Source organism: Pseudomonas sp. GM55 (assembly GCF_000282395.1).
Lineage (GTDB): Bacteria > Pseudomonadota > Gammaproteobacteria > Pseudomonadales > Pseudomonadaceae > Aquipseudomonas > Aquipseudomonas fluorescens_CC.
In genome coordinates this window covers 1-25,694 of sequence record NZ_AKJJ01000087.1, presented here as the reverse complement: position 1 = coordinate 25,694, position 25,694 = coordinate 1, and the positions used below count along the sequence as shown (strand labels likewise).

The window sequence follows — 25,694 nt, the reverse complement described above, 5'->3', positions numbered from 1 at the left end:
ACCGGAGCGAGGGAATGCCGAGCCTTGGCGAGGCACCGAACGTCAGGGGCAAAGCGCTTTGGTTACTTTCGCGCTTTTCGAAAGTGACCCGCCGTAAAGGCGGAACCTTAAGCCGCCGTTGCCGCAGAACCGGATATGTACACCAGTAAAAAATACGTCTCCCAAACCATAGCCATGCCCCCACAGCCTCCAATACCGGATTGACCCGCGCTGCGAGCTGTATCATCCGGACACCCTCAGCCTATACCGTGATCCGTTGGAAAACCCACTGGTGCAACCGGTGTCGGTGATGGATCATACGCCGGGCCTGCGGGCTGATCTGGTGCAAGCGCAATCAGGTCGATCTGCCGTGGGTCCGGCAAGTATGGCGACAAATAAAGAGGTTGGTTTGATGGCGGGCAGGTTGATCTATCTCATCGGGCCTTCAGGTTCGGGCAAGGACAGCCTGCTGGATGCCGCGCGAACACGATTGGCCGAGCGCGGCTGCCGCGTCGTGCGGCGGGTCATCACGCGTTCGGCGGAAGCCGTGGGCGAGGCGGCGCTGGGCGTCAGTGCACAGCAGTTCGCCGATATGGAGGTCCAGGGCGCATTTGCCCTGAGCTGGCACGCCAACGGGTTGTCCTATGGCATCCCGCGGGAAATCGACGATTGGCTGGCCGCCGGGCAGGACGTACTGGTCAATGGCTCTCGGGGGCATTTGCAGAACACGCGCCTGCGCTATCCGAATGCGTTGGTGCTGTTGTTGACTGTGGACCAGGCAGTACTGCGCCAGCGCTTGCTGGAACGCGGACGGGAATCGGTGAGCGAGATCGATCAGCGGTTGGCGCGCAATGCCCGATTCAGCGAGCAACTGCTGGCGGAGGACCCGGCCGTGCACTTGCTCGACAACTCCGGGCCGCTTGAGCAAACGGTCGAACGGTTGCTGGTCTGCATTGACGAGTAATACCCGGCTGCCTGTCAGGCCTTCCTGACCAACAACCCCTGCACATACTCGACGAACGCCCGAGCCTTGGCGCTGGCCATTCTCCCCGTGGGGAAAACCGCCCACAGATCCAGGTTCGGCAGTGTCCAGTCCCTAATCACTTCCCGCACCGAACCATCGGCCAGTTCCGGCGCAAACATCCATTGCGAGGCCATGGTCAGCCCTTGGTGGGCCAGTACGGCTTCACGCAGGCCTTCGGCGGCGTTGACGCGGATCCGGCCGCTGACGATGACCGATTGTTCCTTGCCGGCCTTTTTGAACGGCCAACTGGCGCCGCCACCAAGGGTGTAGACGATTGCCAGGTGCTTGCACAGGTCGGCGGGGCAGGTGGGCTCGCCGTGTTTTGCGAAGTACGCCGGTGTGCCCAGTACCATGCGCCGGCATTCGGCGATCTTGCGCGCAGTCAGGCCCGAGTCGCTCAGGGGGCCCATGCGCAGGGCGATGTCGACGCCTTCTTCCACCAGGTTGACGTTGCGATCATCGAGCATCAGGTCGATGTTCAACGCCGGATTTTGCTCCAGGAAGGGACCCAGGTGCGGGACGATATGCAGCCGGCCGAAGGTGACAGCCGCACAGATACGCAGGTTGCCACTCAGCCCGCCGGCGGAGCCGCGAGCGGCGTTGTCGGCCTCGTCGGCTTCTTCGATGGCACGCTTGGCCCGTTCGAAAAAGGCCAGCCCGGCTTCGGTGGGCGTCAGCCCCCGGGTCGAACGCAGCAATAGCCGTACCGCCAACCGCGATTCGAGTTGCGCGATGGTTTTCGACACGGCCGGCTGGCCGATGTTCAGGCGCCGTGCGGCGGCGGAAAACGAGCCGGTTTCCACCACGTAGACGAAGGTTTCCATTGCGCCGAGGCGATCCATCCAGAGTCCTTGTGCTGTTCTGAAAAACAATGCGGGCCCACTGTGTGAGCGAGCCTGCTTCGGGCGGCGATCCGCCCGGGTTTTGCGGCTTATGCCGTCGCCAGCGAAACCTTCTGCGAAACACTCAGGAACCGCAGCAATGCCAGCAGCGGGAACGCACTGCCGACGATCACGATCCACAACCAGCCGCCGTGTTCGTACACCGCGCTGGCCACCGAAGAGCCGAAGGCGCCGCCGATGAAGATGCTGGTCATGTACAGCGCATTCAGGCGGCTGCGGCTTTTGCCGTCGAGGGCGTAGACCGCACGCTGGCCGAGGACCATGTTCATCTGCACGCAGAAGTCGAGCAACACGCCGGTCACGGCCAGGCCGATGACGCTGTAGGCTGGATGGATGAACGCCGGCACGAAACTCAGGCTGGCGAACAGCAGGGCCAGCAGTGACGCGATGCGGGTGTGACCGGCATCGGCCAGGCGTCCGGCGATCGGGGCGGCAATGGCGCCGATGGCTCCCACCAGCGCGAAAATCGCGATCTCGCTTTGCGACAAACCGTGATTGCGCGCCAGCTCCAGCGGCACGGCGGTCCAGAACAGGCTGAAGGTGGCAAACATGCACCCCTGATAAAACGCACGCTGGCGCAGCACCGGCTGCTTGCGCAACAGCGTCCACAGCGAGCCTAGCAATTGGCCATAGGTGGCGCTGTGATCAGGTTCACGCTTGGGAATGGTCATCGCCAGCACGATGCTGATGGCTGCCATCAACAGCGCGGCAATCACAAACATCGCCCGCCAGCCGAAGTGATCGGCCACCACACTGGATACTGGCCGGGCCAGCAGGATGCCGAGCAACAAACCGCCCATGATGGCGCCAACCACGCGGCCACGTGTTTCTTCCGGCGCCAGGTGCGCGGCCAGCGGAATCAGGATTTGCACCGAAACCGAACTGAACCCCACCAACAGCGAAATCAGCAAGAACACGTTCGGCTGATCGGTGAACGCCGCACCCAGCAGGCTGACAATCGCCACCAGCGTGGTGATGATCATCAACCGGCGGTTCTCCAGCAGATCCCCCAGTGGCACCAGGAAAAACAGTCCCAGCGCATAGCCGATCTGAGTCAGGGAAACGATCAGGCTGGCCATGGCATTGGTCAGGCCGATGTCCGGAGCGATCAGGCCGATGATCGGCTGGGCGTAGTAGATGTTGGCGACAATGGCGCCGCAGCAGAAGGCGAACAACAGCACCATGCCTCGGGTCATTGTCGCGGTGCCGTGGGACACCTGGGTCGCTGGGTTCATAACGGGTCTCGCTGTACGGAAAGGATTGCGCGCAGGCTAATGGGCTGACTGAAACGGCGGAAGCGGGATTGGAGTGATAGCAATCATTCCATTGCGGAATGACTGACGGACGCGTGTGTCGTGCGCCGAAGTGCCTTGCGTCAGAACACTGGAGGTGAATGATACATTCACTTACATCTTGTTCGATAGCGTGCTTATGTTCTCACTCCACGTCTTATAGCCGGAGGGCCGCTCCATGAATGCGATGTTCCGTCAGTTGATTCGCTGCGTTTCAGTCGTCACCTTGATCAGCCTCTTCAGCGCTGGCCTGGTCCAGGCCGAAGACGCGCCGGGCACGCGCATCGGTGTGCGTGGCGAGATCACCGGCGTCAGCCCGGACGTTCTGAAGGTCCATGCCAACAGCGGTGACAACGTGCTGATCAATCTGACCAAGGACACCAAGGTCCGCGCCGTGACCCTGGCCAACATCGAAGACATCAAGCCCGGCAGCTACATTGGCTCCGCGGCTATTCCTCAGGAGGATGGCACCCTCAAGGCCCTGGAGGTCCACGTTTTCCCGCCGGAGCTGGCCGGCAGTGGCGACGGTCATCGGCCGTTTGACCTGGTCAAGGGCAGCAGCATGACCAACGGCAGCGTCGGCGACCTGGTGGTGAGCAATGGCCGGGTGCTGACCGTCAACTACAAGGGCGGCCAACAGAAGATCCTCGTGCCCGAGGACGTACCCATCGTCAACCTGGTGCCGGCCGATCGCAGCCTGCTGAAGGTGGGCGTGAAGATCGTGACCTTTGTGACGCAGGGCCCTGACGGCACGCTCACCGCTCAATCCATCTCGGCGGGCAAGGATGGCATGACTCCGCCGATGTAGCTCCGCCGATGTAGCCGGTACGTGGCAACCGACCATCCGAAGAAAAGCCCGCAAAGCCTCGATAGCTAGAATCTACAGGGGGGATCACTTCAATGTGTCCTTACAAGCGGGAGTATCACGATGAAAATCGTATCTTCGCTGGCGTTTGTCGTAGCAGTCGGCGGGCTCTGTGGATGTTCGACAGTGCCTGACAACCCAGTCACCAACGTTCCCCTGAAAGGCACCTCGGCCAATGTCGGGAATATCGGCCGGCCGATCATGATGCCCAGTGGGCATGACACCGTGTTCTGGTTTGCAGTCAGTGGCGAGCCCATGGGCAGTGCATTGCCGGGTCGTCTGCTGGCTTACATCTACCCGGGTACTTGCGCGAACCTGGGCGCGAAACCGGCCTATGACATGAATGACGGACCGAATGCACGGTTCTATTCGGCGGCGTCGCACCAGTATTTCTGGAAAAGCGCACCGGTTGCCGTCGAGACCCTTCAAGCCGGCGGCTATGCCTTGGTGGTGCGTGAAAGCCCGGCCGATGGTCACCAGGCTATTTTTTGCGGCAACCTGAGCTAGAGCAGTACATGCGTGCAGGGAAGCTAAATGTGTAGGAGCCGGCTTGCTGGCGATCGCGGAGGCACAGTCGACTCAGCTGTGGTCTGAGTAACCGCTATCGCCAGCAAGCCGGCTCCTACAAGCGTTTACTGAGCATAAATCTGGTCGAAAATGCCGCCATCATTGAAGTGGGTCTTCTGCACGGTGCGCCAGTCACCGAAGGTCTTCTCGACAGAGAGGAAGTCCACTTTCGGGAAGCGGTCGGTGTACTTGGCCAGCACGGCCGGGTCACGCGGGCGCAGGTAGTTGGCGGCGGCGATTTCCTGGCCTTCCGGCGACCACAGGTACTTCAGGTATTCCTCGGCGGCGGCGCGGGTGCCTTTCTTGTCGACCGATTTGTCGACCACCGACACCGGTGGCTCGGCTTCGGCGGAAACGCTTGGGTAGATGACTTCGAACTGATCACGGCCGAACTCGCGGGCGATCATTTCCGCTTCGTTCTCGAAGGTCACCAGCACGTCGCCGATCTGGTTGGTCATGAAGGTGGTGGTGGCGGCACGGCCACCGGTGTCGAGTACTGGCGCTTGCTTGAACAGTTTGCCGACGAATGCCTTCGCCTTGTTCTCGTCGCCGCCGTTTTTCAGCACGTAGCCCCAGGCCGAGAGATAGGTGTAGCGACCGTTACCGGAGGTTTTCGGGTTCGGGACGACGACCTGAACACCGTCCTTGAGCAGGTCCGGCCAGTCCTTCAGGGCTTTCGGGTTGCCTTTGCGCACGATGAACACGGTGGCCGAGGTGAACGGCGCGCTGTTGTTCGGCAGGCGCGTGACCCAGTTGTCCGGGACCAGTTTGCCGTTGTCCGCCAGGGCGTTGATGTCGGTGGCCATGTTCATGGTGATTACGTCAGCCGGCAAACCGTCGATGACCGAACGCGCCTGTTTGCTGGAACCGCCGAAGGACATTTGCAGGGTGATGTTTTCGTTGTGCTCGGCTTGCCAGTGTTTCTGGAACGCAGTGTTGTAGTCCTTGTAGAAATCTCGCATCACGTCGTAGGAAACGTTGAGCAGGGTCGGTGCAGCCTGGGCGATGTTGCCCAGGGCCAGGCCAGCGGCGAGAAGTGAGGCGCCAAAGAGTTTTTTCACTGCGCAGTCCTTGTTCTTTGTGTAGGAGTCGCCGCACCAACACTGTAGGAGCGAGCCTGCTCGCGATGGACGCTAACGATGACGCGGGCTGTCTGAGTGCCCGCGTTGTCCTGGCGTTTTTCGCGAGTGAACTCGCTCCTGCAAGTGGTGCGGTCGATACGATTTTGCCAGCGACTATAACCGGGCTCTTTTAGTCCTTTAAATATTAAAAAGCTCTTTGCTTATTCCCGTTTCTTGAATAGCGCATTGCCGCAGCGGGAGCAGAACGATGCTTCCTGTTCGTGGCTGTTTTTCGCACACACCGGGCAGTCGTGCTGCAACTGGCCGCCTCGCATGGCCGTGGCCAGTTCGGCGGTGAAGATCCCGGTGGGCACGGCAATGATCGAGTAACCGGTGATCATCACCATCGACGAGATGACCTGGCCCAGCGCGGTCTTGGGCACGATGTCGCCATAACCGACGGTGGTAAGGGTGACGATCGCCCAGTAAATGCCCTTGGGAATGCTGGTGAAGCCATGTTGCGGGCCTTCGACCACGTACATCAGGGTGCCGAACACCGTCACCAGGGTGCAGACGCTGAGCAGGAACACGAGGATTTTCTGCTTGCTGCCGCGCAGGGCATCGAGCAGGTAATGGGCTTGCTTGAGGTAGGGGCCGAGTTTGAGCACGCGGAAGATCCGCAGCATACGGATCACCCGGATGATCAGCAGGTACTGGGCATCGCTGTAGTACAGCGCGAGGACGCCGGGCACGATGGCCAGCAGGTCCACCAGGCCATAGAAGCTGAAGGCATAGCGCAGGGGCTTGGGCGAGCAGTACAGGCGCAGGATGTACTCGCCGAGGAAGATCACCGTGAAGCCCCACTCGATGAACGCCAGCAGGCTGGCGTAGTTCTGGTGGACGTCATCGATGCTGTCCAGAATCACTACCACCAGGCTGGCGAAGATGATCAGCAGCAGGCTGGTGTCGAAGCGTCGCCCGGCGACGGTGTCGGTCTGGAAAATAATCACGTACAGGCGATTACGCCACGTGTCGTTGCTGATCATGCACATCGCCTTGGCCGCAAATCAGCGCAGCCTAGGTTGATTCTCCCCGTTAGCGCAAGGCGCGCTTTCGACGGTGGCTTTGCCGAGCATTTGCACAACGCTGCGAATCAGCCAGCAGGCAAGAATGAACGGTGCGGTCAGCGTGGGCAGACCGATGGCGGCAAACACCGGTGTCAGCGCCAGCGCCAGGCCGATGCCAACCAGTGGCAGCCACGGTTGGCGACGCTGCGAGCTGAAGGCGAGGGCGGCGAGTACGGCGTTATAGCCACCCAGACCGAGCAATGCAGTGTAGAAGTCGTGGTGCAGCAGGCTCCAGCCCATGCCCGCGACAGACGCCAGCAACGCCCAGCCGAATGCGCGGCGATCGGCGATCAGCAAACCGGCGGCAATCATCGCACCGGCCAGCGGATGGCCGAGGAACATCACCTGGCCGAGGCCTTTGAGGGGGGCGGCGAGCATGTTCAGCGTACTGATTTCAATCAAGTGCGGCTCTGTCGAGGGCGTGGCGAAGCACAGCAGCACCCAACTCAGCACTACGAATGGCGCGGTATAGGCTGGCAGGTATTGGCTGACCCGGACGCGCTTGAGCCACTGCTGGGTGATCATCGCACTCAGGCCACCGGCGGCCAGAATCAGCAGCGGCATCATCGCCGACCAGGGGAAATACAGGCTCAGCAACAGACCGAGCAGAACGCCGTTGTAGCTGAACAGCCCGGCCTGACGATCAGCCTTGGCATAGTTGCGACGTTGCGCGGTGAGCAGCCCGGCGACACCGCCGAGCAACGCGCCGCCGAGCAAGGCGGGCGCCGTGAACAGAATGGCCAGCAGGCACAGCAGGCCGCACAGCGGATTGCGCTGGAGGAAGATCTGGCTGAAGCCGTTGAGCAACGCTTCGGCCCAGTCGGGGCAGTGGGTGTTGAAATGGTTGGCAGGCATGGCAGGTCTGAAAGTCAGTGGGACCGGGTTGCCTGCTTCGCTGGCAAGCCAGCTCCTACAGAAATACGCTGTCCCTGTAGGAGCCGGCTTGCCGGCGAAGAGGTCGGTATAGGCGCTAGATCAATGTCTCGATACGCAAAGAGTTAGTCGATCCCGGCTGCCCAAAGGGCACACCGGCGGTGATCAATAACGTGTCGCCACGCTGCGCCATGCCCTGGGCCTGGGCAATCTCCAGTGCCGTCGAGCAGACTTCATCGACCTGACGCAGGCGGTCGTTTACCACCGAGTGCACACCCCACGCCACGCTCAGGCGACGGGCGGTTTGCAGGTTCGGCGTCAGGTTGAGGATCGGCACCGTCGGCCGCTCCCGCGCCGCGCGCAGGCTCGATGCGCCGGACTCGCTGTAGTTCACCAGCACCGCCACCGGCAGCACGTTACTGATGCGGCGAATGGCGCAGCTGATCGCGTCGGAAACCGTCGCCTCGGCTTTCGGTCGGCTGACGTCGAGTTGAGTCTGATAGTCCGGACCGTTTTCCACCTGACGAATGATTTTGCTCATCATCTGCACGGCTTCGAGCGGGTATTCGCCGGACGCGGTTTCCGCCGACAGCATCACCGCGTCCGCACCTTCGGCCACGGCGTTGGCCACATCGGTGACTTCGGCGCGAGTTGGCGCCGGTGAGAAGCGCATCGATTCCAGCATCTGGGTCGCCACCACCACCGGTTTGCCGAGCTGGCGGCAGGTGCTGATGATGTTCTTCTGAATCTGCGGCACGCTTTCGGCCGGCACTTCCACACCCAGGTCACCGCGGGCGACCATGATCGCATCGCTCAATTTGGCGATCTCGCGCAGTTGTTCGACGGCCGAGGGCTTCTCGATCTTGGCCATCAGAAAGGCCCTGTCGCCGATCAGGGAGCGGGCTTCGCGGATGTCATCGGGACGTTGTACGAACGATAGCGCCACCCAATCCACCCCCAGCTCCAGACCGAAGGTCAAGTCGCGGCGGTCTTTGGCGGTCAGCGGGCTCAGGTCGAGCACCGCTTGCGGCACATTCACGCCTTTGCGGTCCGACAGTTCGCCGCCATTGAGCACGGTGGTGTCGATGGCGTCGGCGTACTTGGTCACGACCCGCAGGCGCAACTTGCCGTCGTCCAGCAGCAGATCCATGCCTGGCTCCAGCGCGGCGATGATTTCCGGGTGGGGCAGGTTGACCCGGCGCTCATCGCCTGGCGTGGCATCGAGGTCCAGGCGCAGGGCCTGGCCGCGTACCAGTTGCACCTTGCCTTCGGTGAACTTGCCGACCCGCAGTTTCGGGCCTTGCAGGTCCATCAGAATGCCCAATGGATAATTCAGCTGGCGCTCGACTTCACGAATCCATTGAAAACGCTGGGCGTGGTCGGCGTGATCGCCATGGCTGAAGTTCAGGCGGAAGATGTTGACCCCGGCCAGCACCAGCTCACGGATGTCGTCGATGCCGTCGATGGCAGGTCCCAGGGTGGCGAGGATTTTGACCTTTTTGTCAGGCGTCATGTTTAGTGCTCTCAAGGATCAGAATGGCGCGGAAGTCGTTGACGTTGGTACGGGTCGGCTCGGTGACGATCAGGGCGTCGAGTGCCTCGAAGTAGCCGTAACCATTGTTGTTGTCCAACTCGTCGCTGGCGCTCAGGCCCAGCGCCGCAGCACGGGCATAGCTGTCCGGGGTCATGATCGCGCCGGCGTTGTCTTCCGAACCGTCGATGCCGTCGGTGTCACCGGCCAGCGCGTAGACGCCGGGCAGGCCCTTGAGGCTGTCGGTCAGGCTCAGCAGGAACTCGGCGTTGCGCCCGCCACGGCCATTGCCGCGCACGGTGACGGTGGTTTCGCCGCCCGAGAGAATCACGCAGGGCGCCGCCAGCGGCTGACCGTGCAGGACGATCTGCCGCGCGATGCCGGCGTGGACTTTCGCCACCTCGCGGGACTCGCCTTCAAGGTCGCCGAGGATCAGCGGACTGAACCCGGCCTGACGGCATTTCACCGCCGCCGCTTCAAGGGATTGCTGCGGGCGGGCGATCAACTGGAAATGACTGCGCGCCAGGCTTGGATCACCGGGTTTGACGGTTTCCGATTCAGGGCTTTGCAGCCAGTTGCGCACCGAGGCCGGAACTTCGATGGCGTAGCGTTTGAGGATCGCCAGCGCTTCGGCCGACGTGCTCGGGTCGGCCACGGTAGGGCCGGAGGCGATGACCGTGGCGAGGTCGCCCGGTACATCGGAAATCGCATAGGTGTAAACCGTGGCAGGCCAGCAGGCTTTGCCCAGGCGGCCGCCTTTGATCGCCGAGAGGTGCTTGCGCACGCAGTTCATCTCGCCGATGGTGGCACCGGATTTGAGCAGGGCTTTGTTGATCGACTGCTTGTCGGCCAGGGTGATGCCTTCGGCCGGCAGTGCCAGCAGGGCAGAGCCGCCACCGGAGAGCAGGAAGATCACGCGGTCGTTTTCGCTGAGATCGCTGACCAGTTCCAGCACACGCTTGGCCACGGCCAGGCCGGCAGCGTCCGGTACCGGATGCGCGGCTTCGACCACTTCGATTTTTTCGCAAGGGGCGCCGTGACCGTAACGGGTCACCACCAGCCCGGACACTTCACCCTGCCAGCAGCGCTCGACCACCTGGGCCATGGCGGCTGCGGCTTTGCCAGCACCGATGACGATCACGCGACCGCTGCGGTCGGCAGGCAAATGGGCTTCGAGGACTTGTTGCGGATGCGCCGCGTCGATGGCTGTGGCAAGCAGCTCGCGCAGCAATTGTTGCGGATCGACCGACATGGCGGGCTCCCGGAATTCTTGTTATTTGAAGGGAAGGCAACTCGATCCTGTGGGAGCTGGCTTGCCAGCGATTCAGGCGACGCGGTGCATCAGGTACACCGCAGTGATTCCATCGCGGGCAAGCCCGCTCCCACAGGGTTTGGTGCAGATTTTATTTATCGCGAATCGAGAAGTTCGCCATGTGTTCCAGGCCCTTGATCAGCGCCGAGTGGTCCCAGTTGCTGCCACCGATGGCCGCGCAGGTGCTGAACACTTGCTGGGTGTTGGCGGTGTTCGGCAGGTTGATGTTCAGCTCCTTGGCGCCTTGCAAGGCCAGGTTCAGGTCCTTCTGGTGCAGGCTGATGCGGAAGCCCGGATCGAAGGTGCCCTTGATCATGCGCTCGCCGTGCACTTCGAGGATCTTCGAGGAAGCGAAACCGCCCATCAGTGCTTCACGCACCTTGGCTGGATCGGCACCGTTCTTTGAAGCGAACAGCAGGGCTTCAGCCACGGCCTGGATGTTCAGCGCAACGATGATCTGGTTGGCCACCTTGGCGGTTTGACCGTCGCCGTTGGCACCGACCAGGGTGATGTTCTTGCCCATGGCCTGGAACAGCGGCAGGGCGCGTTCGAAGGCGTCGGCATCGCCGCCGACCATGATGCTCAGGGTCGCCGCCTTGGCGCCGACTTCACCGCCGGACACCGGGGCGTCGAGGTATTGCGCGCCTTTTTCGTTGATTTTCGCAGCGAAAGCCTTGGTGGCGGTCGGCGAGATCGAGCTCATGTCGATCACCACTTTGCCTTTGCCCACACCGGCGGCAACGCCGTCGGCGCGGAACAGCACGTCATCGACCTGCGGGGTATCCGGCACCATGACGATGATGAGCTCGGCTTCCTGGGCAACTTCTTTCGGGTTCGCCAGTGCGACGGCGCCACCGGCAACCAGGTCGGCAGGGGCGGCGTCGTGGTGCGCCGACAGGAACAGGCTGTGACCGGCTTTCTGCAGGTTCAACGCCATTGGGTGGCCCATGATGCCGGTGCCGATAAATCCGATTTTAGCCATGAGAAAATCCTCTTGTTTTTATTGCTGCTTCAAACAAATTGGGGACGGCCTTTGTAGGAGCCGGCTTGCTGGCGATCCAGGCGATGCGGTCTGTCTGATACACCGCGGCGATGTCATCGCTGGCAAGCCAGCTCCTACAGGGAGCTGCGTTAAATTGCGTTGTGGGTTTTCAGCCAGCCCAGGCCTGCTTCAGTGGTGGTCAGCGGCTTGTATTCGCAACCGACCCAGCCCTGATAACCGATGCGGTCCAGGTGTTCGAACAGGAAGCGGTAGTTGATTTCACCGGTACCTGGTTCGTTGCGCCCCGGGTTGTCCGCGAGCTGCACATGGTTGATCTCGCCCAGATGCGATTGCAGGGTGCGGGCCAGATCGCCTTCCATGATTTGCATGTGATAGATGTCGTATTGCAGGAACAGGTTGGCGCTGCCGACCTGCTCGCGAATCGACAGGGCTTGCGCCGTGTTGTTCAGGTAGAAGCCTGGAATGTCACGGGTGTTGATCGCTTCCATCACCAGTTTGATACCCGCCGCTTGCAGCTTGTCGGCGGCGTACTTGAGGTTGGCGACGAAGGTTTTCTCCACGGTGGCATCGTCAAAGCCCTGCGGACGAATACCGGCCAGGCAGTTGACCTGGGTGTTGCCCAGCACTTTCGCGTAAGCGATGGCCAGGTCGACCCCGGCACGGAACTCTTCAACCCGGTCCGGCAGGCACGCGATACCGCGTTCGCCTTTGGCCCAGTCACCGGCGGGCAGGTTGAACAGCACTTGGGTCAGGCCGTTGGCGTCGAGCTGGGCCTTGATTTCGGCGGAGCTGAAGTCGTACGGGAACAGGTATTCGACACCACTGAAGCCGGCTTTGGCGGCCGCTTCGAAACGGGCAAGAAAGTCCTGTTCGGTGAACAGCATGGACAGGTTGGCTGCGAAACGCGGCATGGTGGTCTCCCGTAAATGTGTGCGGCCCTCTGTAGGAGCCGGCTTGCTGGCGATGGCGGTGTATCAATCGACATTGATGTGACTGACACATCGCCATCGCCAGCAAGCCGGCTCCTACAGGGGGAGCGATCAGCTGTTAATTAATCAAGCAACGAAATCGCCGTCGGTGCGTCGTCGCCGACCAGCGCCAGGTCTTCGAATTCGTTGACGGCGTTGATCTCGGTACCCATGGAAATATTGGTCACGCGCTCCAGAATAATCTCGACGATCACTGGAACCTTGAACTCTTCGATCAGTTCCTGAGCCTTGCGCAGGGCAGGCTGGATCTGAGCCGGTTCGAACACACGCAGTGCCTTGCAGCCGAGACCTTCGGCAACTGCGACGTGGTCCACACCATAGCCGTTGAGTTCCGGCGCGTTGAGGTTGTCGAAGGACAGCTGCACGCAGTAGTCCATGTCGAAACCGCGCTGTGCCTGACGGATCAGGCCCAGGTACGAGTTGTTCACCACAACATGAATGTACGGCAGCTTGAACTGCGCACCCACCGCCAACTCCTCGATCATGAACTGGAAGTCATAGTCCCCCGACAGGGCCACGACTTTACGGTTCGGATCAGCCTTGACCACGCCCAGCGCTGCCGGAATGGTCCAGCCCAACGGGCCGGCCTGACCGCAGTTGATCCAGTGCCGCGGCTTGTAGACGTGCAGGAACTGCGCGCCGGCAATCTGCGACAGACCGATGGTGCTGACGTAGCAGGTGTCTTTGCCGAACACCTGGTTCATTTCTTCGTAGACGCGTTGCGGCTTGACCGGCACGTTGTCGAAGTGAGTCTTGCGCTGCAGGCTGGCTTTACGCTGCTGGCAGTCTTGCAGCCAGGCGCTGCGGTTCTTCAGCTTGCCGGCGGCTTGCCATTCGCGAGCGACTTCGATGAACACGGTCAGCGCGGCGGCGGCGTCGGATACGATGCCCAGGTCCGGGGTGAACACGCGGCCGATCTGAGTGCCTTCGATGTCGACGTGAATGAACTTGCGGCCTTCGGTGTACACGTCGACCGAACCGGTATGACGGTTGGCCCAACGGTTACCGATGCCCAGCACCACGTCCGACTTGAGCATGGTGGCGTTGCCGTAGCGGTGCGAGGTCTGCAAGCCAACCATGCCCACCATCAGTGGGTGATCGTCCGGGATGGTGCCCCAGCCCATCAGGGTCGGGATCACCGGAATACCGGTCAGTTCGGCGAACTCCACCAACAGATCGCTGGCGTCGGCATTGATGATGCCACCACCGGCCACCAGCAATGGGCGTTCAGCCTGGTCCAGCAAGGCCAGAGCCTTCTCGACCTGGACGCGGCTAGCGGTCGGCTTGGCCAGCGGCAGTGGCTGGTAAGCGTCGATGTCGAATTCGATCTCGGCCATCTGCACGTCGAACGGCAGGTCGATCAGCACCGGGCCTGGACGGCCGGAGCGCATTTCATAGAAAGCTTTCTGGAACGCGTAAGGCACCTGGCCTGGTTCCAGAACGGTGGTTGCCCACTTGGTCACTGGCTTGACGATGCTGGTGATGTCGACAGCCTGGAAGTCTTCCTTGTGCATACGGGCGCGGGGTGCCTGGCCGGTAATGCAGAGGATTGGAATCGAGTCGGCCGAGGCGCTGTAGAGCCCGGTGACCATGTCGGTGCCGGCCGGGCCGGAAGTACCGATGCACACGCCGATGTTGCCGGCCTTGGTGCGGGTGTAGCCCTCGGCCATGTGCGAGGCGCCTTCAACGTGGCGAGCGAGTACGTGATCGATGCCGCCGACCTTTTGCAGGGCGGAGTACAGCGGGTTGATGGCGGCACCCGGGATGCCAAAAGCGGTATCGACCCCTTCACGGCGCATCACCAGAACGGCGGCTTCGATTGCTCTCATTTTGCTCATGGTTTTGTGCCTCTTTACGTTTTGTAATTGTATACAAGTGGCTTTGCGCAGAGTGTATTCACGGCGGACGGCGCAGGTCAATCCATTTTCTCAAGCGCTTGTTTCATTCGTCGGAAGCCCGTTCTGCTGTGGCTTTTCGTCGCATGTGGCGCCTTTCGAGAATTATTGTATACAAAAAAATAATTCATTGTGTTCTATTTGTTGCATCGGGCTGCGGCACAACGGCGCAGCCCAACGGCTTTCCGAAAAACAAAATGAGGACGGCACCATGAGCGCTTTAACCTTGAAAGTCGCAGTCAACCTGGTCAACGAGGCCATCACCGCAGGGCGTGCAATCGCTGCAGCACCCTTGACCATTGCGGTACTGGATGCCGGTGGGCATCTGATCACCCTGCAACGCGAAGACGGCGCCAGCCTGCTGCGCCCGCACGTCGCCATCGGCAAGGCCTGGGGCGCCATCGCCCTGGGCAAGGGTTCACGCCTGCTGGCGCTGGACGCCCAGCAACGCCCGGCGTTTATCGCTGCCTTGAACAGCCTGGGGCAGGGCAGCGTCGTGCCGGCACCGGGTGGTGTGCTGGTTCGGGATCAGGACGGGAACGTGCTGGGGGCGGTGGGGATCAGTGGCGATTTGTCGGATGTCGACGAGCAGTGCGCGATCAATGCGATCGAGGCGTTGGGGTTGGTGGCGGATGCGGGGGTGGTGGCTTGATTTGCGCTGATTGAGCGAATGTCATCGCGGGCAAGCCCGCTCCCACAGGTCCCTTTGTGGATACAAAATTTTGTAAACACCCTCGGACCCTGTGGGAGCGGGCTTGCCCGCGATAGCTATTCAACAGACACATCAAGCCATAGATCTCCACCAGGCTTCGACATTCTCAGGTCTAGCCTTTCCATGACTTGATCATGAGAGTGGCAATGGAATGCCTGACTTACCTGCTTCACATCGCCTTCGAACTGGCCGCTACGCCGAGCCCAACCGAATCTATCTACTGACCACCAACACAATTGATCGCGAACCGATCTTTGACGATTTCGCTTTGAGCAGATTGGTGGTTGGTCAATTTCGCCGTGCGCAAAATCTTGGGCTGGCGAGCTCTCTGGTCTGGGTAGTCATGCCAGATCATTTTCACTGGCTCGTCTAGCTGGAAAACAGTTCCTTGCGCAGACTGATGCGCGAGACCAAATCCCTGATCACTAGAGAGGTGAACCATTGCAGTGGCAGGGGAGGGCCACTATGGCAGCAGGGCTATCACGACCGCGCACTGCGTCGAGAAGAGGATTTGGTGAAATTGGCGCGGTATGTGGTGGCCAATCCATTGCGGGCGGGTCTGGTGGAGAAGCTTGGCGACTATCCACTGTGGGATGCAGTCTGGATTTAACAACGTTGAACCGAGTTGCCTTCATCGCTGGCAAGCCAGCTCCCACAGGTTTCTGTGTTGAATTCAAATTCTGTGAACGACACAACCCCCTGTGGGAGCTGGCTTGCCAGCGATGCGGTCAGCGCGGTACTTCAGTCCGGCTCACACCCCTTGAGCACCAACCGGATAATCGTCTGCGCTGCCGCCTCGTAATCTTCTTCATCCAGCCTGGCCTTGCCGGTGATGGCGGTGATCTGCCAGTCGAAGTCGGCGTAGGTCTGGGTTGCGGCCCAGATGCTGAACATCAGATGGTTGGGGTCGATGGGGGCGATTTGCCCGCGGTCGATCCAGGTCTGGATGCACTCGATGTTGTGTTTGGCCTGGCCATTGAGCTGTTCGACCAGGTCGCTGCTCAGGTGGGGGGCGCCGTGCATGATTTCGCTGGCGAACACCTTGGAGGCGAAAGGCAGGTCGCGGGAAATGCGGATTTTCGAGCGAATGTAGCCGCTGAGCACTTCACCGGGCTCGCCATCCGGATTGAACGGTGTCGAAGCCTGCAGGATGGGCTCGATGATACTTTCGAGAACCTCGCGGTAGAGGTTTTCCTTGGATTTGAAGTAGTAGTAGACGTTGGGCTTGGGCAATCCCGCCTTGGCTGCGATGTCGCTGGTTTTGGTCGCAGCGAAGCCTTTGTCGGCAAATTCCTCACTGGCGGCACGCAGGATCAGTTGTTTGTTGCGCTCGCGGATAGTGCTCATAACCCAGGTGATTCCTTGCCTGTTCTGGCGGTTGCGCATGGTATCACCGGCCTCGCGCGGCGCTCAAGAATGCACCACAGCCCGTGATGCCGCGCTATGCTGCTGCGCATTCATTGCAGAAGGAAACCCGATTCATGGCAGGAAGCAGTTTGCTGGTGCTGATCGACGACATTGCGGCCGTGCTGGACGACGTGTCGTTGATGACCAAAATGGCCGCCAAGAAAACGGCCGGCGTACTCGGTGACGACCTGGCACTCAATGCCCAGCAAGTCAGTGGCGTGCGGGCCGAGCGGGAAATCCCGGTGGTCTGGGCGGTCGCCAAGGGTTCGTTCATCAATAAATTGATTCTGGTGCCGTCGGCGCTGGCCATCAGTGCGTTCATTCCGTGGCTGGTCACCCCGTTGTTGATGCTCGGCGGTGCCTATCTGTGCTTCGAAGGGTTTGAAAAACTGGCCCACAAGTTCCTGCACAGCAAGGCTGAAGATCAGGCTGAACATGCCGAATTGGTCGAGGCGGTGGCAGACCCAGCGGTGGATCTGGTGGCGTTTGAAAAGGACAAGATCAAGGGTGCGATCCGTACTGACTTCATTCTCTCGGCGGAAATCATCGCCATCACTCTCGGCGTCGTGGCCGAGTCGGCGCTGTCTCAGCAAGTCATCGTGCTCTCGGGGATCGCCATCGTCATGACCGTCGGTGTTTACGGGTTGGTAGCGGGCATCGTCAAACTCGATGATCTGGGGCTGTGGCTGACCCGCAAGCCTGGTCAGATGGCCAGGAGCATCGGTGGCGGGATTCTGCGTGCGGCACCGTACATGATGAAAAGCCTGTCGGTGATCGGCACCGCGGCGATGTTCCTGGTCGGTGGTGGCATCCTGACCCACGGCGTGCCGGTGGTGCATCACTGGATCGAAAGTGTCAGTGCGGGGGCGGGCGGTGCCGGGTTTATTGTGCCGACGTTGCTTAATGGGGTAGTGGGGATTGTGGCGGGGGCGGTGGTGTTGGTTGGGGTTATGGTTGTCAGCAAAATCTGGAAAGCACTGAAAGGCTGAAGACAACATGTAACAACTGTGGGAGCCAGCAGGCTCGCTCCCACAGTGCTTTTTTCGGGGGCTTGTTTACTCGGCGATCTGCAATTTGCGCGCTTCGGTGTACACGTAACGCACTTTCTCGTACTCGAATGGCGAGTTCAACTGGCCATAGCGGAAGGTGGTCTGGTGGCGCTTGTCGATGCCGCGCAGGATCCAGACTTCCGGATGGTTGGAGCTGACTTCGGCGACGTTGAGGAAGTTGATCGCATTTTCGGCCGTGTAATCCACCACCAGGCCTCCGGTATCTCGCAGGTTCGACGGACCGAGGATCGGCAGGACGAAATAGGCGCCGCCCGGTACACCGTAGAAGCCCAGCGTCTGGCCGAAGTCTTCGCTTTGGCGCGGCAGGCCCATGGCGGTGGCCGGGTCCCACAGGCCGGCGATGCCGATGGTGGTGTTGAGCAGCAGTCGTCCGGTGGTTTCCAGCGAGCGCTGGCCCTTGAGTTGCAGCAGGCTGTTCAACAGGTTGGGTACGTCACCCAGGTTGTTGAAGAAGTTGCTGACACCGGTACGCAGGAAGCTCGGGGTGACGTAGCGGTAACCATTGACCACCGGCATGAACACCCATTGGTCGAAGCGGTAGTTGAAGTGATAGACGCGCCGGTTCCACTCTTCCAGCGGATCGTAGACAGCCAGTGCGCTGAGCGTCGAACGCTCGAACTCGCGCTGATCCAGGCCCGGGTTGAATTTGAGTTTGCTCAGCGGTTCCTTGAAGCCGTCACTGTCGACGACCACGGGAGCGTTGGCTTTGCTGTTGTCGGCATTGGCGACGCCTGCACAGAGTAACGCAGCGAAAAGCAGGAGATATTTAGCCACGGAAGAACTCCAGCATGGCGTCGCTGTTGACGCGGTAGTTAATGTTGCCGCAGTGGCCACCGAGCGGGTAAACAGTCAGGCGATCACCGAAGGTTCTGCGCAGGAAGCCCAAGTCGCCAGGGCCGAGGATCACGTCATCGGCGTTGTGCATGACGGCGATTTTCGGGCTTTCGTGCAGATAGTCCTTCAGTGCATACAGGCTGACCTGGTCAATCAGTTGCAGCAGGCTGCCGCCGTCGGTACGGGCGCGCCACATCGGAATGACCTGTTCGGTGATGTAGCAGTCGAAGTCGCATTGCAATGCACGTTTGAGGAATGGCGTGAGGCTGGTGCCCTCGGTGATCGGGAACTTGGGCGGAGTGATCAGGCCGCGACGGTTGATCAGGTCCGAAGTAAAGGCAATGTCGGCCGCCGAAAAGCGGAACGACGTGCCGATCAGCATGGCCATCTGCTCGTTGCTCAGGTGCTGTTTGGACTGCTGGAAGTCGTAGAGCAGGGCGTCGTTGAGGTCGATGTAGCCCTTTTGCTGGAAGTAGCGGGTCAGTTTGTTCAGCACCAGTTCATAGAACGTGGTGCTGTTGTTGATGCCCTTGACCTCGGTCTGGACCAGCTTGTCGAGGTTGGTGATCGAGGTGTAGAGGTTGACCGGCGGGTTGAGCAGCAGGACTTTCTTGAAGTTGAAGCTGCGGCGGGTTTCATCCAGGTGCGAGACGAAAGCGGCATCCAGTGCACCCAGGCTGTACCCGGTCAGGTAGTAATCGGTGACCGGCACTTTCGGGTTCTGTGCCCGCACGGCCTGCATCACCCGGTACAAATCTTCAGCATCTTCCTTGGAAACGCCCGGTGTGGCGAAGCGCGATGCGGCACTCATGAAGTCATAGCTGGTAGGCGATGACAACTGCACCACGTGGTAACCGGCTTTGTAATAGAGCTTCTTGAGGTATTCGTTCAGGCTGCTGTCATAGCGCGCACCGGTGCCGGCGATCAGGAATATCAGCGGCGCGGCGTGATTCTGCGTGGCAATGCGGTAGTCGAGTTTCTTGACCGCCCAGAAGTTGTCCGGCAATTCGAACGCCCGTTCCGGACGCAAGGTGACGCTGCGCACCGTCTGATCGATGTCACCGTCCAGGGGCAGCTCCGGACGCAGGTCCGGCGGCGTGGTCGCGATGGTCGCCTCGAACGGGTTGGTCAGAGGGTAGCCATAACTGGCGGCGTCAATCTCGACCGCCAGTGCGGACGCACTCAATATAAGGCCGCCAAACAGGGCGGCGAAGCGCAAGGAACGGAGCATGACTAAATCCCTTAGAGGAAGGTGCCGAATGAATTTCGCAGGCTATGACCACCGGATTTGCGCCAAAGTGCCACGCATCGGCACCAAAGAGGCCTAATTTCGACGTAATAGTAGCTGGACGATACACTTTGCAGCGATTGAATGACCAGTTAACTGTTGTTAGCGCTTGCGTAAGGCTGCTGGACGATTAAGCTGGCCGCCGTTTTCGCTTGTTGGAGTGCCCCATGTCCCGCCGTTTGCCCGTGATTCTGCTGCTTGTGTTGCTGCCGTTATGGCTGGCTGCCAGTTATGGCGCGCGTTATGGCTTCATGGAGGATGCGCAGTGGGTCGGCATTTGCGTGGATGAGGCAAGCCGCTGGGAATGCCAGGTGCGTTCGAACCTGGGGCTGATGATCCACTTCGGGATTCTGGGCTGGGCTGCGCTGGGCGCGGCGATCATCGGCTTTGTCGTGCCGGGGCGGGCTGGCTGGTGGCTGGCGGTGCTGGCGCTGGTGTTCGGGTTTCCGGCGCTGACGTTGTACAACACGACGCTGGCGGTGTTTGCGGTGGTGATTGCGGGGTTGCGATTGGTCAGGGAGTCTCGCGGCGTCTGATAGTCCGTCATCGCGGGCAAGTCGGATCGCCGCACCGCCGCTCCCACAATGTCCTTCAGCGAACATAAATTTTGTGTTCGACAACGATCAAATGTGGGAGCGGGCTTGCCCGCGAAGAGGCCGGCTGAGTAGCTAAAGAATCAAACTGCGCGAACCCGCAAGCAACGCCACAACGCCGCCACCATCAACACGCTCGCCAGCGCCCAGCCCCAGGCCTGCTGATTCTGCAAGCCTTCACGAAACAGTTGCGGCGCAATGCCGGCACCGATGATGAAGGTCAGCAACGCAATCTCGCGACGCGGCACATTCACCGGGCGGCACAAGTAAACCAGCGCAGGCAGGATGAACGCGACACTCGGGAAACTGCGGTAGCGCGGGTCGAACACCAGTTCCAGCATCATCACGGCTGCCGCGAAACCTGCCGTTGCCACCAGCCAGCCAGCACGGCGTTCGAGCCAGTTGAAAGCGCGCCCGCGCCAACCGCTGCGAGGGCTCAATGTCAGCGCGGCATGGGCCAGCACGAGCAGATTCAGAGCGGTCAGCAATCCGACCCACAACCACTCACTGGTAAAACGCGTGGTAACCCGTGCCAGGTCACCCCAGGCGCCAACCGAGCACGCCGCCAATGCACCGAGCAGGGGCAGCACCAGCGCCGCGCGCGTCGTGCGAACCCGGCCGCCAAGCAGCAATGTGCCGATGAAGATCAATCCGCCAACCGCCAGCCATTGCGACCAGTACGGTACGTTTGTCACTGGCCCGGCCAGCACGCCCTTGTCCTGACGATTGGCATCGAACAATCCCCAGTAACCCCCGACCGCACCTTCACTGGCGCGTTTCCACGGCTGGTCGAAGGCTTCGATCAGGTTGTAGTGCCAGCCCTGCTGCTCGGCCATGGCGACAAAACCACGAATGAACCTGGCTTCGTTGACCCGGCTCGGCAGGGCCGTTTCGCGCTGGCGACCTTCGCTCGGCCAGCCGGTTTCGCCGATCAGTACGTCCTTGGGCGCGAACTTGTTGCCGAACACCTGGCGTACTTCGGCCACATGTTGAAGGGCTGCGTCGATGTTCGATGGATCATCTTCCCAATACGGCAGCAAATGGATGGTCAGGAAATCCACGGCCGGTGCAATTTCCGGATGCTTGAGCCAGAACTCCCAGACGTCGGCATAGGTGACGGGTTGTTTGACCTGGCTTTTGACCTTGTTGATCAGCCTGGCCAGTTGTGCGCCCGTGACTTCCTTGCGCAACAGGGTTTCGTTGCCGACGATCACCGCGCTGACCACATCCGCGTTGGCGTTGGCCGAAGCGATCAGCAGGTCGACTTCTTTTTCCGTGTCCACCGGGTTGCTGTTGACCCAGGCACCGATCATCAACTTCAGCCCGTGCTTGCGCGCCAGGTCCGGCAGGGCTTCGAGCCCGGTCATGGAGTAAGTGCGGATGCATTCGAAGCTTTTGGACAACAGCGCGAGGTCGGCATCCATGCGCTCGGGGCGCAGGTTGAATGGCACGTCGAACGGCGATTGGTCTTTGTCGAACGGGGTGTAGGAGGCGCATTGCAGCTTGTGCGTCGCGCTGGCGACATCCGGCAGGATCACCGGTTTGCCAATGCCGTACCAGAAGCCACCGAGGGCAAAGAGCCCCAGCAGGCAGGCGAATAGATAAGCAGGAAAAGGAAAGCGTGATGTTGCGGACATGGTCAGGCCGTGTGGGAACAAAGCGGCGCATGTTACCTGCATTTACCGTGTGTCTGGTGGCCTGCATGATTTTGACATGCAAAGTTCGGGCGGAGCCTCCGGTGCGTTGGTCGCGTTGAAGATTAATGGCGTTCTGATGTCGTTTCTCGATGCCTTGAGGTCGCTGGCAGAGCAGGTCGCGATGAGCGTCAGGTTGATTATCGAAGGCGTCAGTACTCCGCTGATGTTTGAACGAGTTTGCGGTAGGCGTGATGGGGGCGCTGTGCACCATAACAATACGTTTAAGCGACTCGGCATCCGTCGAGCGCAGCACTTTCGGGGAAGTAACGATGAAGATGCGACGACTCTTGGGCGCAGGTGCCGCTTTGGTGCTGGCGATCAGCGCTACCGTGGCCAGTGCCGCCGGTAAGGAAGTGACTTTAGGCTATGTTGACGGCTGGTCGGACAGTGTCGCCACCACCAACGTGGCCGCAGAAGTGATCAGACAGAAACTCGGTTACGACGTGAAGCTGCAAGCGGTCGCCACCGGGATCATGTGGCAGGGCGTGGCTACTGGCAAACTCGACGCCATGCTGTCGGCCTGGCTGCCGGTGACCCACGGCGAATACTGGGCGAAGAACAAGGATCAGGTCGTCGATTACGGCCCGAACTTCAAGGACGCGAAAATCGGCCTGATCGTGCCGGAGTACGTTAAGGCCAAGTCCATCGAGGATCTGAAAACCGACGACAGCTTCAAGAAACGCATCGTCGGCATCGACGCAGGTTCAGGTGTGATGATCAAGACCGATCAGGCCATCAAGGACTATGACTTGACCGGGTATCAAAACAAAGCCAGTTCCGGTGCCGGCATGATCGCCGAGCTGACCCGTGCCGAGAAGAAAAACGAATCCATCGCCGTGACTGGTTGGGTGCCGCACTGGATGTTCGCCAAGTGGAAACTGCGCTTCCTCGAAGACCCGAAAGGTGTGTACGGCGCGGCTGAAACCGTGAACAGCATCGGCAGCAAAGGCCTGGAGGCCAAGGCGCCGGAAGTGGCCAAGTTCCTGAAGAACTTCCAGTGGGAATCCAAGGACGAAATCGGTCAGGTCATGCTGGCGATTCAGGACGGCGCCAAGCCTGACGCCGCCGCGAAGGATTGGGTTGCCAAACACCCTGAGCGTGTTGCTGCCTGGACTAAATAATTTGAGCTGACGCGTCTGGTCAGCACCTTGCAGGGTCGCTCGGCAAACTTATGCCAAGCGGCCCTTTGCTTTTCTGTAGGAGCGAGCTTGCTCCGGGCGGCGTTCCGACGATGGGCGTGAACGTTAACGCGTGCTGTCTGAAAAAGTGCGGCGCCTTCAAATTCATCGCGAGCAAGCTCGCTCCTACAATTGGCGAATCCGTCATGGGGTTCTAAGACTAAGGTCGTCTGGAACCTGGCCCGCAGCCGAATAGAGTGGATACCGTTCCAACTAAATCTGTGCTGCGAGGATAAAAACAATGAACGACAGCATTTACCTCTCGATTCAAAACAGCCCGCGCTTCAAGGAGCTGGTTAGCAAGAGGGAACGATTCGCCTGGATTCTTTCGGCGATCATGCTTGGGCTTTACTCCGCATTCATCCTTTTAATTGCTTACGGGCCGCAAGTGCTGGGGACGAAAATCAGTCCCGAGTCTTCGATTACCTGGGGCATACCGATTGGCGTCGGGCTGATTGTTTCGGCCTTCGTCCTGACCGGTATCTACGTTCGACGTGCCAATGGCGAGTTTGACGACCTGAACAATGCGATTCTCAAGGAGGCTCAGCAATGATCCGGCGTCTACTGGCTCTATTGAGCATCGCAGCTTTTGCACCGGGCGCCTGGGCGGCTGACGCCCTGACCGGTGAAGTGCATAAACAGCCTCTCAACGTCGCCGCGATCCTGATGTTCGTTGTGTTCGTGGGGGCAACCCTGTGCATTACCTACTGGGCCTCCAAGCGTAACAAGTCGGCTGCCGACTACTATGCGGCGGGCGGCAAGATCACCGGGTTCCAGAACGGTCTGGCGATTGCCGGCGACTACATGTCGGCCGCCTCGTTCCTGGGGATTTCCGCATTGGTGTTCGCTTCCGGCTATGACGGGTTGATCTATTCGATCGGCTTCCTGGTGGGCTGGCCGATCATTCTGTTCCTGATCGCCGAGCGCCTGCGCAACCTGGGCAAGTACACCTTTGCCGACGTGGCGTCCTACCGTCTCGGGCAAACCCAGATCCGCACACTGTCCGCCTGCGGTTCGCTGGTGGTAGTGGCGTTCTACCTGATCGCCCAGATGGTCGGTGCCGGCAAGCTGATCCAGCTGCTGTTCGGCCTCGACTATCACGTTGCGGTGATCCTGGTGGGGGTGCTGATGTGCCTTTACGTGTTGTTCGGCGGCATGCTGGCGACCACCTGGGTGCAAATCATCAAGGCTGTCCTGCTGCTGTCCGGCGCTTCCTTCATGGCGCTGATGGTGATGAAGCACGTCAACTTCGACTTCAACATCCTGTTTTCCGAGGCGATCAAGGTTCACCCTAAAGGTGAGGCGATCATGAGCCCGGGCGGTCTGGTGAAGGATCCGGTTTCGGCGTTCTCCCTCGGCCTGGCACTGATGTTCGGTACCGCGGGTCTGCCGCATATCCTGATGCGCTTCTTCACCGTGAGTGATGCGAAGGAAGCTCGCAAGAGCGTGCTGTACGCAACCGGCTTCATTGGTTACTTCTACATCCTGACCTTCATCATCGGTTTCGGCGCGATCCTGCTGGTCAGCACCAACCCGGCCTTCAAAGATGCGGCCGGCGCGTTGCTCGGTGGTAACAACATGGCGGCGGTGCACCTGGCTAACGCGGTCGGTGGCAGCATTTTCCTGGGCTTCATCTCGGCAGTGGCGTTCGCGACCATTCTGGCGGTCGTTGCCGGCCTGACCCTGGCCGGTGCTTCGGCGGTGTCCCACGACCTGTATGCCAGCGTGATCAAGAAGGGCAAGGCCAACGAGAAGGACGAGATTCGTATTTCGAAGATCACCACCGTTGCCCTGGGTGTGCTGGCCATCGTTCTGGGTATTCTGTTCGAAAGCCAGAACATCGCGTTCATGGTGGGCCTGGCGTTCTCCATCGCGGCGAGCTGCAACTTCCCGGTGCTGCTGCTTTCGATGTACTGGAAAAAGCTGACCACTCGCGGTGCGATGATCGGCGGCTGGATGGGGTTGGTGAGCGCTGTCGGCTTGATGATCCTTGGGCCAACCATCTGGGTGCAGATCCTGCATCACGAGAAGGCCATCTTCCCGTATGAGTACCCGGCGTTGTTCTCGATGATGATTGCTTTTGTCGGGATCTGGTTCTTCTCGGTTACCGACAAGTCCACGGCGGCTGACAATGAGCGGGCGTTGTTCTTCCCGCAGTTTGTTCGCTCGCAGACGGGGTTGGGGGCGAGTGGGGCGGTTTCGCACTAAGGCTTCTAAGCTTTATATATAAGTTGCACTGACATCCAATGCCCCGGTCGAGAGATCGGGGCATTTTTGTTGGGCGATAATCGACCGGATTTTTTGATGGTGTGTATATCCATTGCTGCGGTAACGGCGGCTTATGGTTTCGCCCTTACGGCGAGTCCCTTTGGCAAACGCCCCAAAGGAACCAAAGGTCTCGCCCCGAACGTACGGCCCCTCGCCAAGGCTCGGGGTTCCTTCGCTCCGGCATTCATCCGGGGGCATTGCCCTCCGGTTGGCTTCGCTGCACCTAC

Annotated in this window: 23 protein-coding genes and 2 pseudogenes; 10 read left to right on the top strand and 15 right to left on the bottom strand. The window is 60.3% G+C overall.

The window, feature by feature from the left end; all coding sequences use genetic code 11:
• Positions 1 to 391: 391 nt before the first annotated feature.
• The gene (gene phnN, locus PMI31_RS21590; protein ID WP_008020618.1) at positions 392 to 943 is read left to right on the top strand and encodes a phosphonate metabolism protein/1,5-bisphosphokinase (PRPP-forming) PhnN; all 552 of its coding nucleotides are present in this window, start codon (positions 392 to 394) and stop codon (positions 941 to 943) included.
• A gap of 14 nt (positions 944 to 957) precedes the next feature.
• Here the strand turns inward: phnN and PMI31_RS21585 are convergent, their stop codons facing one another.
• Together PMI31_RS21585 and PMI31_RS21580 are read right to left on the bottom strand one after the other, a co-directional pair.
• Positions 958 to 1,845 carry a LysR family transcriptional regulator gene (locus tag PMI31_RS21585; protein WP_008020616.1) on the bottom strand — a complete coding sequence of 296 codons (888 nt, stop codon included), beginning with the start codon at positions 1,843 to 1,845 and terminating at the stop codon, positions 958 to 960.
• A gap of 89 nt (positions 1,846 to 1,934) precedes the next feature.
• The gene (locus tag PMI31_RS21580) at positions 1,935 to 3,140 is read right to left on the bottom strand and encodes an MFS transporter (protein ID WP_008020614.1); all 1,206 of its coding nucleotides are present in this window, start codon (positions 3,138 to 3,140) and stop codon (positions 1,935 to 1,937) included.
• 235 nt (positions 3,141 to 3,375) lie between these two features.
• On the opposite strand from PMI31_RS21580, the gene PMI31_RS21575 reads away from it, so the two are divergent.
• Positions 3,376 to 4,005 (top strand): hypothetical protein, encoded by a 630-nt coding sequence (locus PMI31_RS21575; RefSeq protein WP_008020613.1) that lies wholly within the window; start codon positions 3,376 to 3,378, stop codon positions 4,003 to 4,005.
• 120 nt (positions 4,006 to 4,125) lie between these two features.
• Entirely contained in the window at positions 4,126 to 4,569 is a 444-nt protein-coding gene (locus PMI31_RS21570; protein WP_008020611.1) for a hypothetical protein, read from the top strand.
• 125 nt (positions 4,570 to 4,694) lie between these two features.
• On the opposite strand, the gene PMI31_RS21565 is transcribed toward PMI31_RS21570, so the two are convergent.
• The 8 genes from PMI31_RS21565 to gcl form a co-directional block, all read right to left on the bottom strand.
• The gene (locus PMI31_RS21565; protein ID WP_008020608.1) at positions 4,695 to 5,690 is read right to left on the bottom strand and encodes a sulfate ABC transporter substrate-binding protein; all 996 of its coding nucleotides are present in this window, start codon (positions 5,688 to 5,690) and stop codon (positions 4,695 to 4,697) included.
• A 221-nt stretch (positions 5,691 to 5,911) separates the two neighbouring features.
• Entirely contained in the window at positions 5,912 to 6,736 is an 825-nt protein-coding gene (locus PMI31_RS21560) for an ion transporter (RefSeq protein ID WP_008020606.1), read from the bottom strand.
• A 21-nt stretch (positions 6,737 to 6,757) separates the two neighbouring features.
• Positions 6,758 to 7,672, bottom strand: coding sequence for an urea transporter (locus PMI31_RS21555; protein ID WP_008020605.1), 915 nt, complete (start codon positions 7,670 to 7,672; stop codon positions 6,758 to 6,760).
• 115 nt (positions 7,673 to 7,787) lie between these two features.
• Positions 7,788 to 9,203, bottom strand: a complete 1,416-nt coding sequence (pyk, locus tag PMI31_RS21550; protein ID WP_008020602.1) for a pyruvate kinase — start codon at positions 9,201 to 9,203, stop codon at positions 7,788 to 7,790.
• Entirely contained in the window at positions 9,193 to 10,473 is a 1,281-nt protein-coding gene (locus PMI31_RS21545) for a glycerate kinase type-2 family protein (RefSeq protein ID WP_008020600.1), read from the bottom strand. The genes pyk and PMI31_RS21545 overlap by 11 nt, the downstream gene beginning before the upstream one ends.
• A gap of 151 nt (positions 10,474 to 10,624) precedes the next feature.
• Positions 10,625 to 11,515: a 2-hydroxy-3-oxopropionate reductase gene (locus tag PMI31_RS21540; protein ID WP_008020598.1), complete on the bottom strand. Its 891-nt coding sequence runs from the start codon at positions 11,513 to 11,515 to the stop codon at positions 10,625 to 10,627.
• A 149-nt stretch (positions 11,516 to 11,664) separates the two neighbouring features.
• Complete coding sequence (hyi, locus tag PMI31_RS21535) at positions 11,665 to 12,447, bottom strand: hydroxypyruvate isomerase (RefSeq protein ID WP_008020596.1); 783 nt, start codon at positions 12,445 to 12,447, stop codon at positions 11,665 to 11,667.
• A 140-nt stretch (positions 12,448 to 12,587) separates the two neighbouring features.
• Positions 12,588 to 14,363, bottom strand: a complete 1,776-nt coding sequence (gene gcl, locus PMI31_RS21530; RefSeq protein ID WP_008020595.1) for a glyoxylate carboligase — start codon at positions 14,361 to 14,363, stop codon at positions 12,588 to 12,590.
• 268 nt (positions 14,364 to 14,631) lie between these two features.
• Between gcl and PMI31_RS21525 the strand changes: the two genes are divergently transcribed.
• Together PMI31_RS21525 and PMI31_RS30845 are read left to right on the top strand one after the other, a co-directional pair.
• Positions 14,632 to 15,072 carry a GlcG/HbpS family heme-binding protein gene (locus PMI31_RS21525; RefSeq protein WP_008020593.1) on the top strand — a complete coding sequence of 147 codons (441 nt, stop codon included), beginning with the start codon at positions 14,632 to 14,634 and terminating at the stop codon, positions 15,070 to 15,072.
• A 211-nt stretch (positions 15,073 to 15,283) separates the two neighbouring features.
• Positions 15,284 to 15,742: pseudogene (locus PMI31_RS30845) on the top strand (REP-associated tyrosine transposase).
• A 131-nt stretch (positions 15,743 to 15,873) separates the two neighbouring features.
• On the opposite strand, the gene PMI31_RS21515 reads toward PMI31_RS30845, so the two are convergent.
• A complete protein-coding gene (locus PMI31_RS21515; protein WP_008020589.1) occupies positions 15,874 to 16,479 on the bottom strand; it encodes a TetR/AcrR family transcriptional regulator in 606 nt (201 codons plus the stop codon).
• Positions 16,480 to 16,613: 134 nt separating this feature from the next.
• On the opposite strand from PMI31_RS21515, the gene PMI31_RS21510 reads away from it, so the two are divergent.
• Positions 16,614 to 17,528 (top strand): DUF808 domain-containing protein, encoded by a 915-nt coding sequence (locus PMI31_RS21510; RefSeq protein ID WP_008020587.1) that lies wholly within the window; start codon positions 16,614 to 16,616, stop codon positions 17,526 to 17,528.
• 66 nt (positions 17,529 to 17,594) lie between these two features.
• On the opposite strand, the gene PMI31_RS21505 is transcribed toward PMI31_RS21510, so the two are convergent.
• Complete coding sequence (locus PMI31_RS21505) at positions 17,595 to 18,383, bottom strand: MlaA family lipoprotein (RefSeq protein WP_008020586.1); 789 nt, start codon at positions 18,381 to 18,383, stop codon at positions 17,595 to 17,597.
• Positions 18,376 to 19,674 (bottom strand): hypothetical protein, encoded by a 1,299-nt coding sequence (locus PMI31_RS21500; RefSeq protein ID WP_008020585.1) that lies wholly within the window; start codon positions 19,672 to 19,674, stop codon positions 18,376 to 18,378. Before PMI31_RS21500 ends, PMI31_RS21505 begins: the two co-directional genes overlap by 8 nt.
• Before the next feature lie 224 nt (positions 19,675 to 19,898).
• Between PMI31_RS21500 and PMI31_RS21495 the strand changes: the two genes are divergently transcribed.
• Entirely contained in the window at positions 19,899 to 20,267 is a 369-nt protein-coding gene (locus PMI31_RS21495; protein ID WP_008020583.1) for a hypothetical protein, read from the top strand.
• Positions 20,268 to 20,407: 140 nt separating this feature from the next.
• On the opposite strand, the gene PMI31_RS21490 is transcribed toward PMI31_RS21495, so the two are convergent.
• Positions 20,408 to 22,003 (bottom strand): glycoside hydrolase family 17 protein, encoded by a 1,596-nt coding sequence (locus tag PMI31_RS21490; protein ID WP_008020581.1) that lies wholly within the window; start codon positions 22,001 to 22,003, stop codon positions 20,408 to 20,410.
• Positions 22,004 to 22,290: 287 nt separating this feature from the next.
• Here PMI31_RS21490 and PMI31_RS21480 point away from each other — a divergent pair, with 287 nt between their 5' ends.
• From PMI31_RS21480 to PMI31_RS21470, 3 genes are all read left to right on the top strand, one after another.
• Positions 22,291 to 23,142 carry a glycine betaine ABC transporter substrate-binding protein gene (locus PMI31_RS21480; RefSeq protein WP_008020579.1) on the top strand — a complete coding sequence of 284 codons (852 nt, stop codon included), beginning with the start codon at positions 22,291 to 22,293 and terminating at the stop codon, positions 23,140 to 23,142.
• 298 nt (positions 23,143 to 23,440) lie between these two features.
• Positions 23,441 to 23,752: a DUF485 domain-containing protein gene (locus tag PMI31_RS21475; RefSeq protein WP_008020577.1), complete on the top strand. Its 312-nt coding sequence runs from the start codon at positions 23,441 to 23,443 to the stop codon at positions 23,750 to 23,752.
• A complete protein-coding gene (locus tag PMI31_RS21470) occupies positions 23,749 to 25,407 on the top strand; it encodes a cation acetate symporter (protein WP_008020576.1) in 1,659 nt (552 codons plus the stop codon). The genes PMI31_RS21475 and PMI31_RS21470 overlap by 4 nt, the downstream gene beginning before the upstream one ends.
• A gap of 12 nt (positions 25,408 to 25,419) precedes the next feature.
• Here PMI31_RS21470 and PMI31_RS31440 read toward each other — a convergent pair.
• Positions 25,420 to 25,694, bottom strand: a pseudogene (locus PMI31_RS31440) (hypothetical protein); the annotation flags it as partial.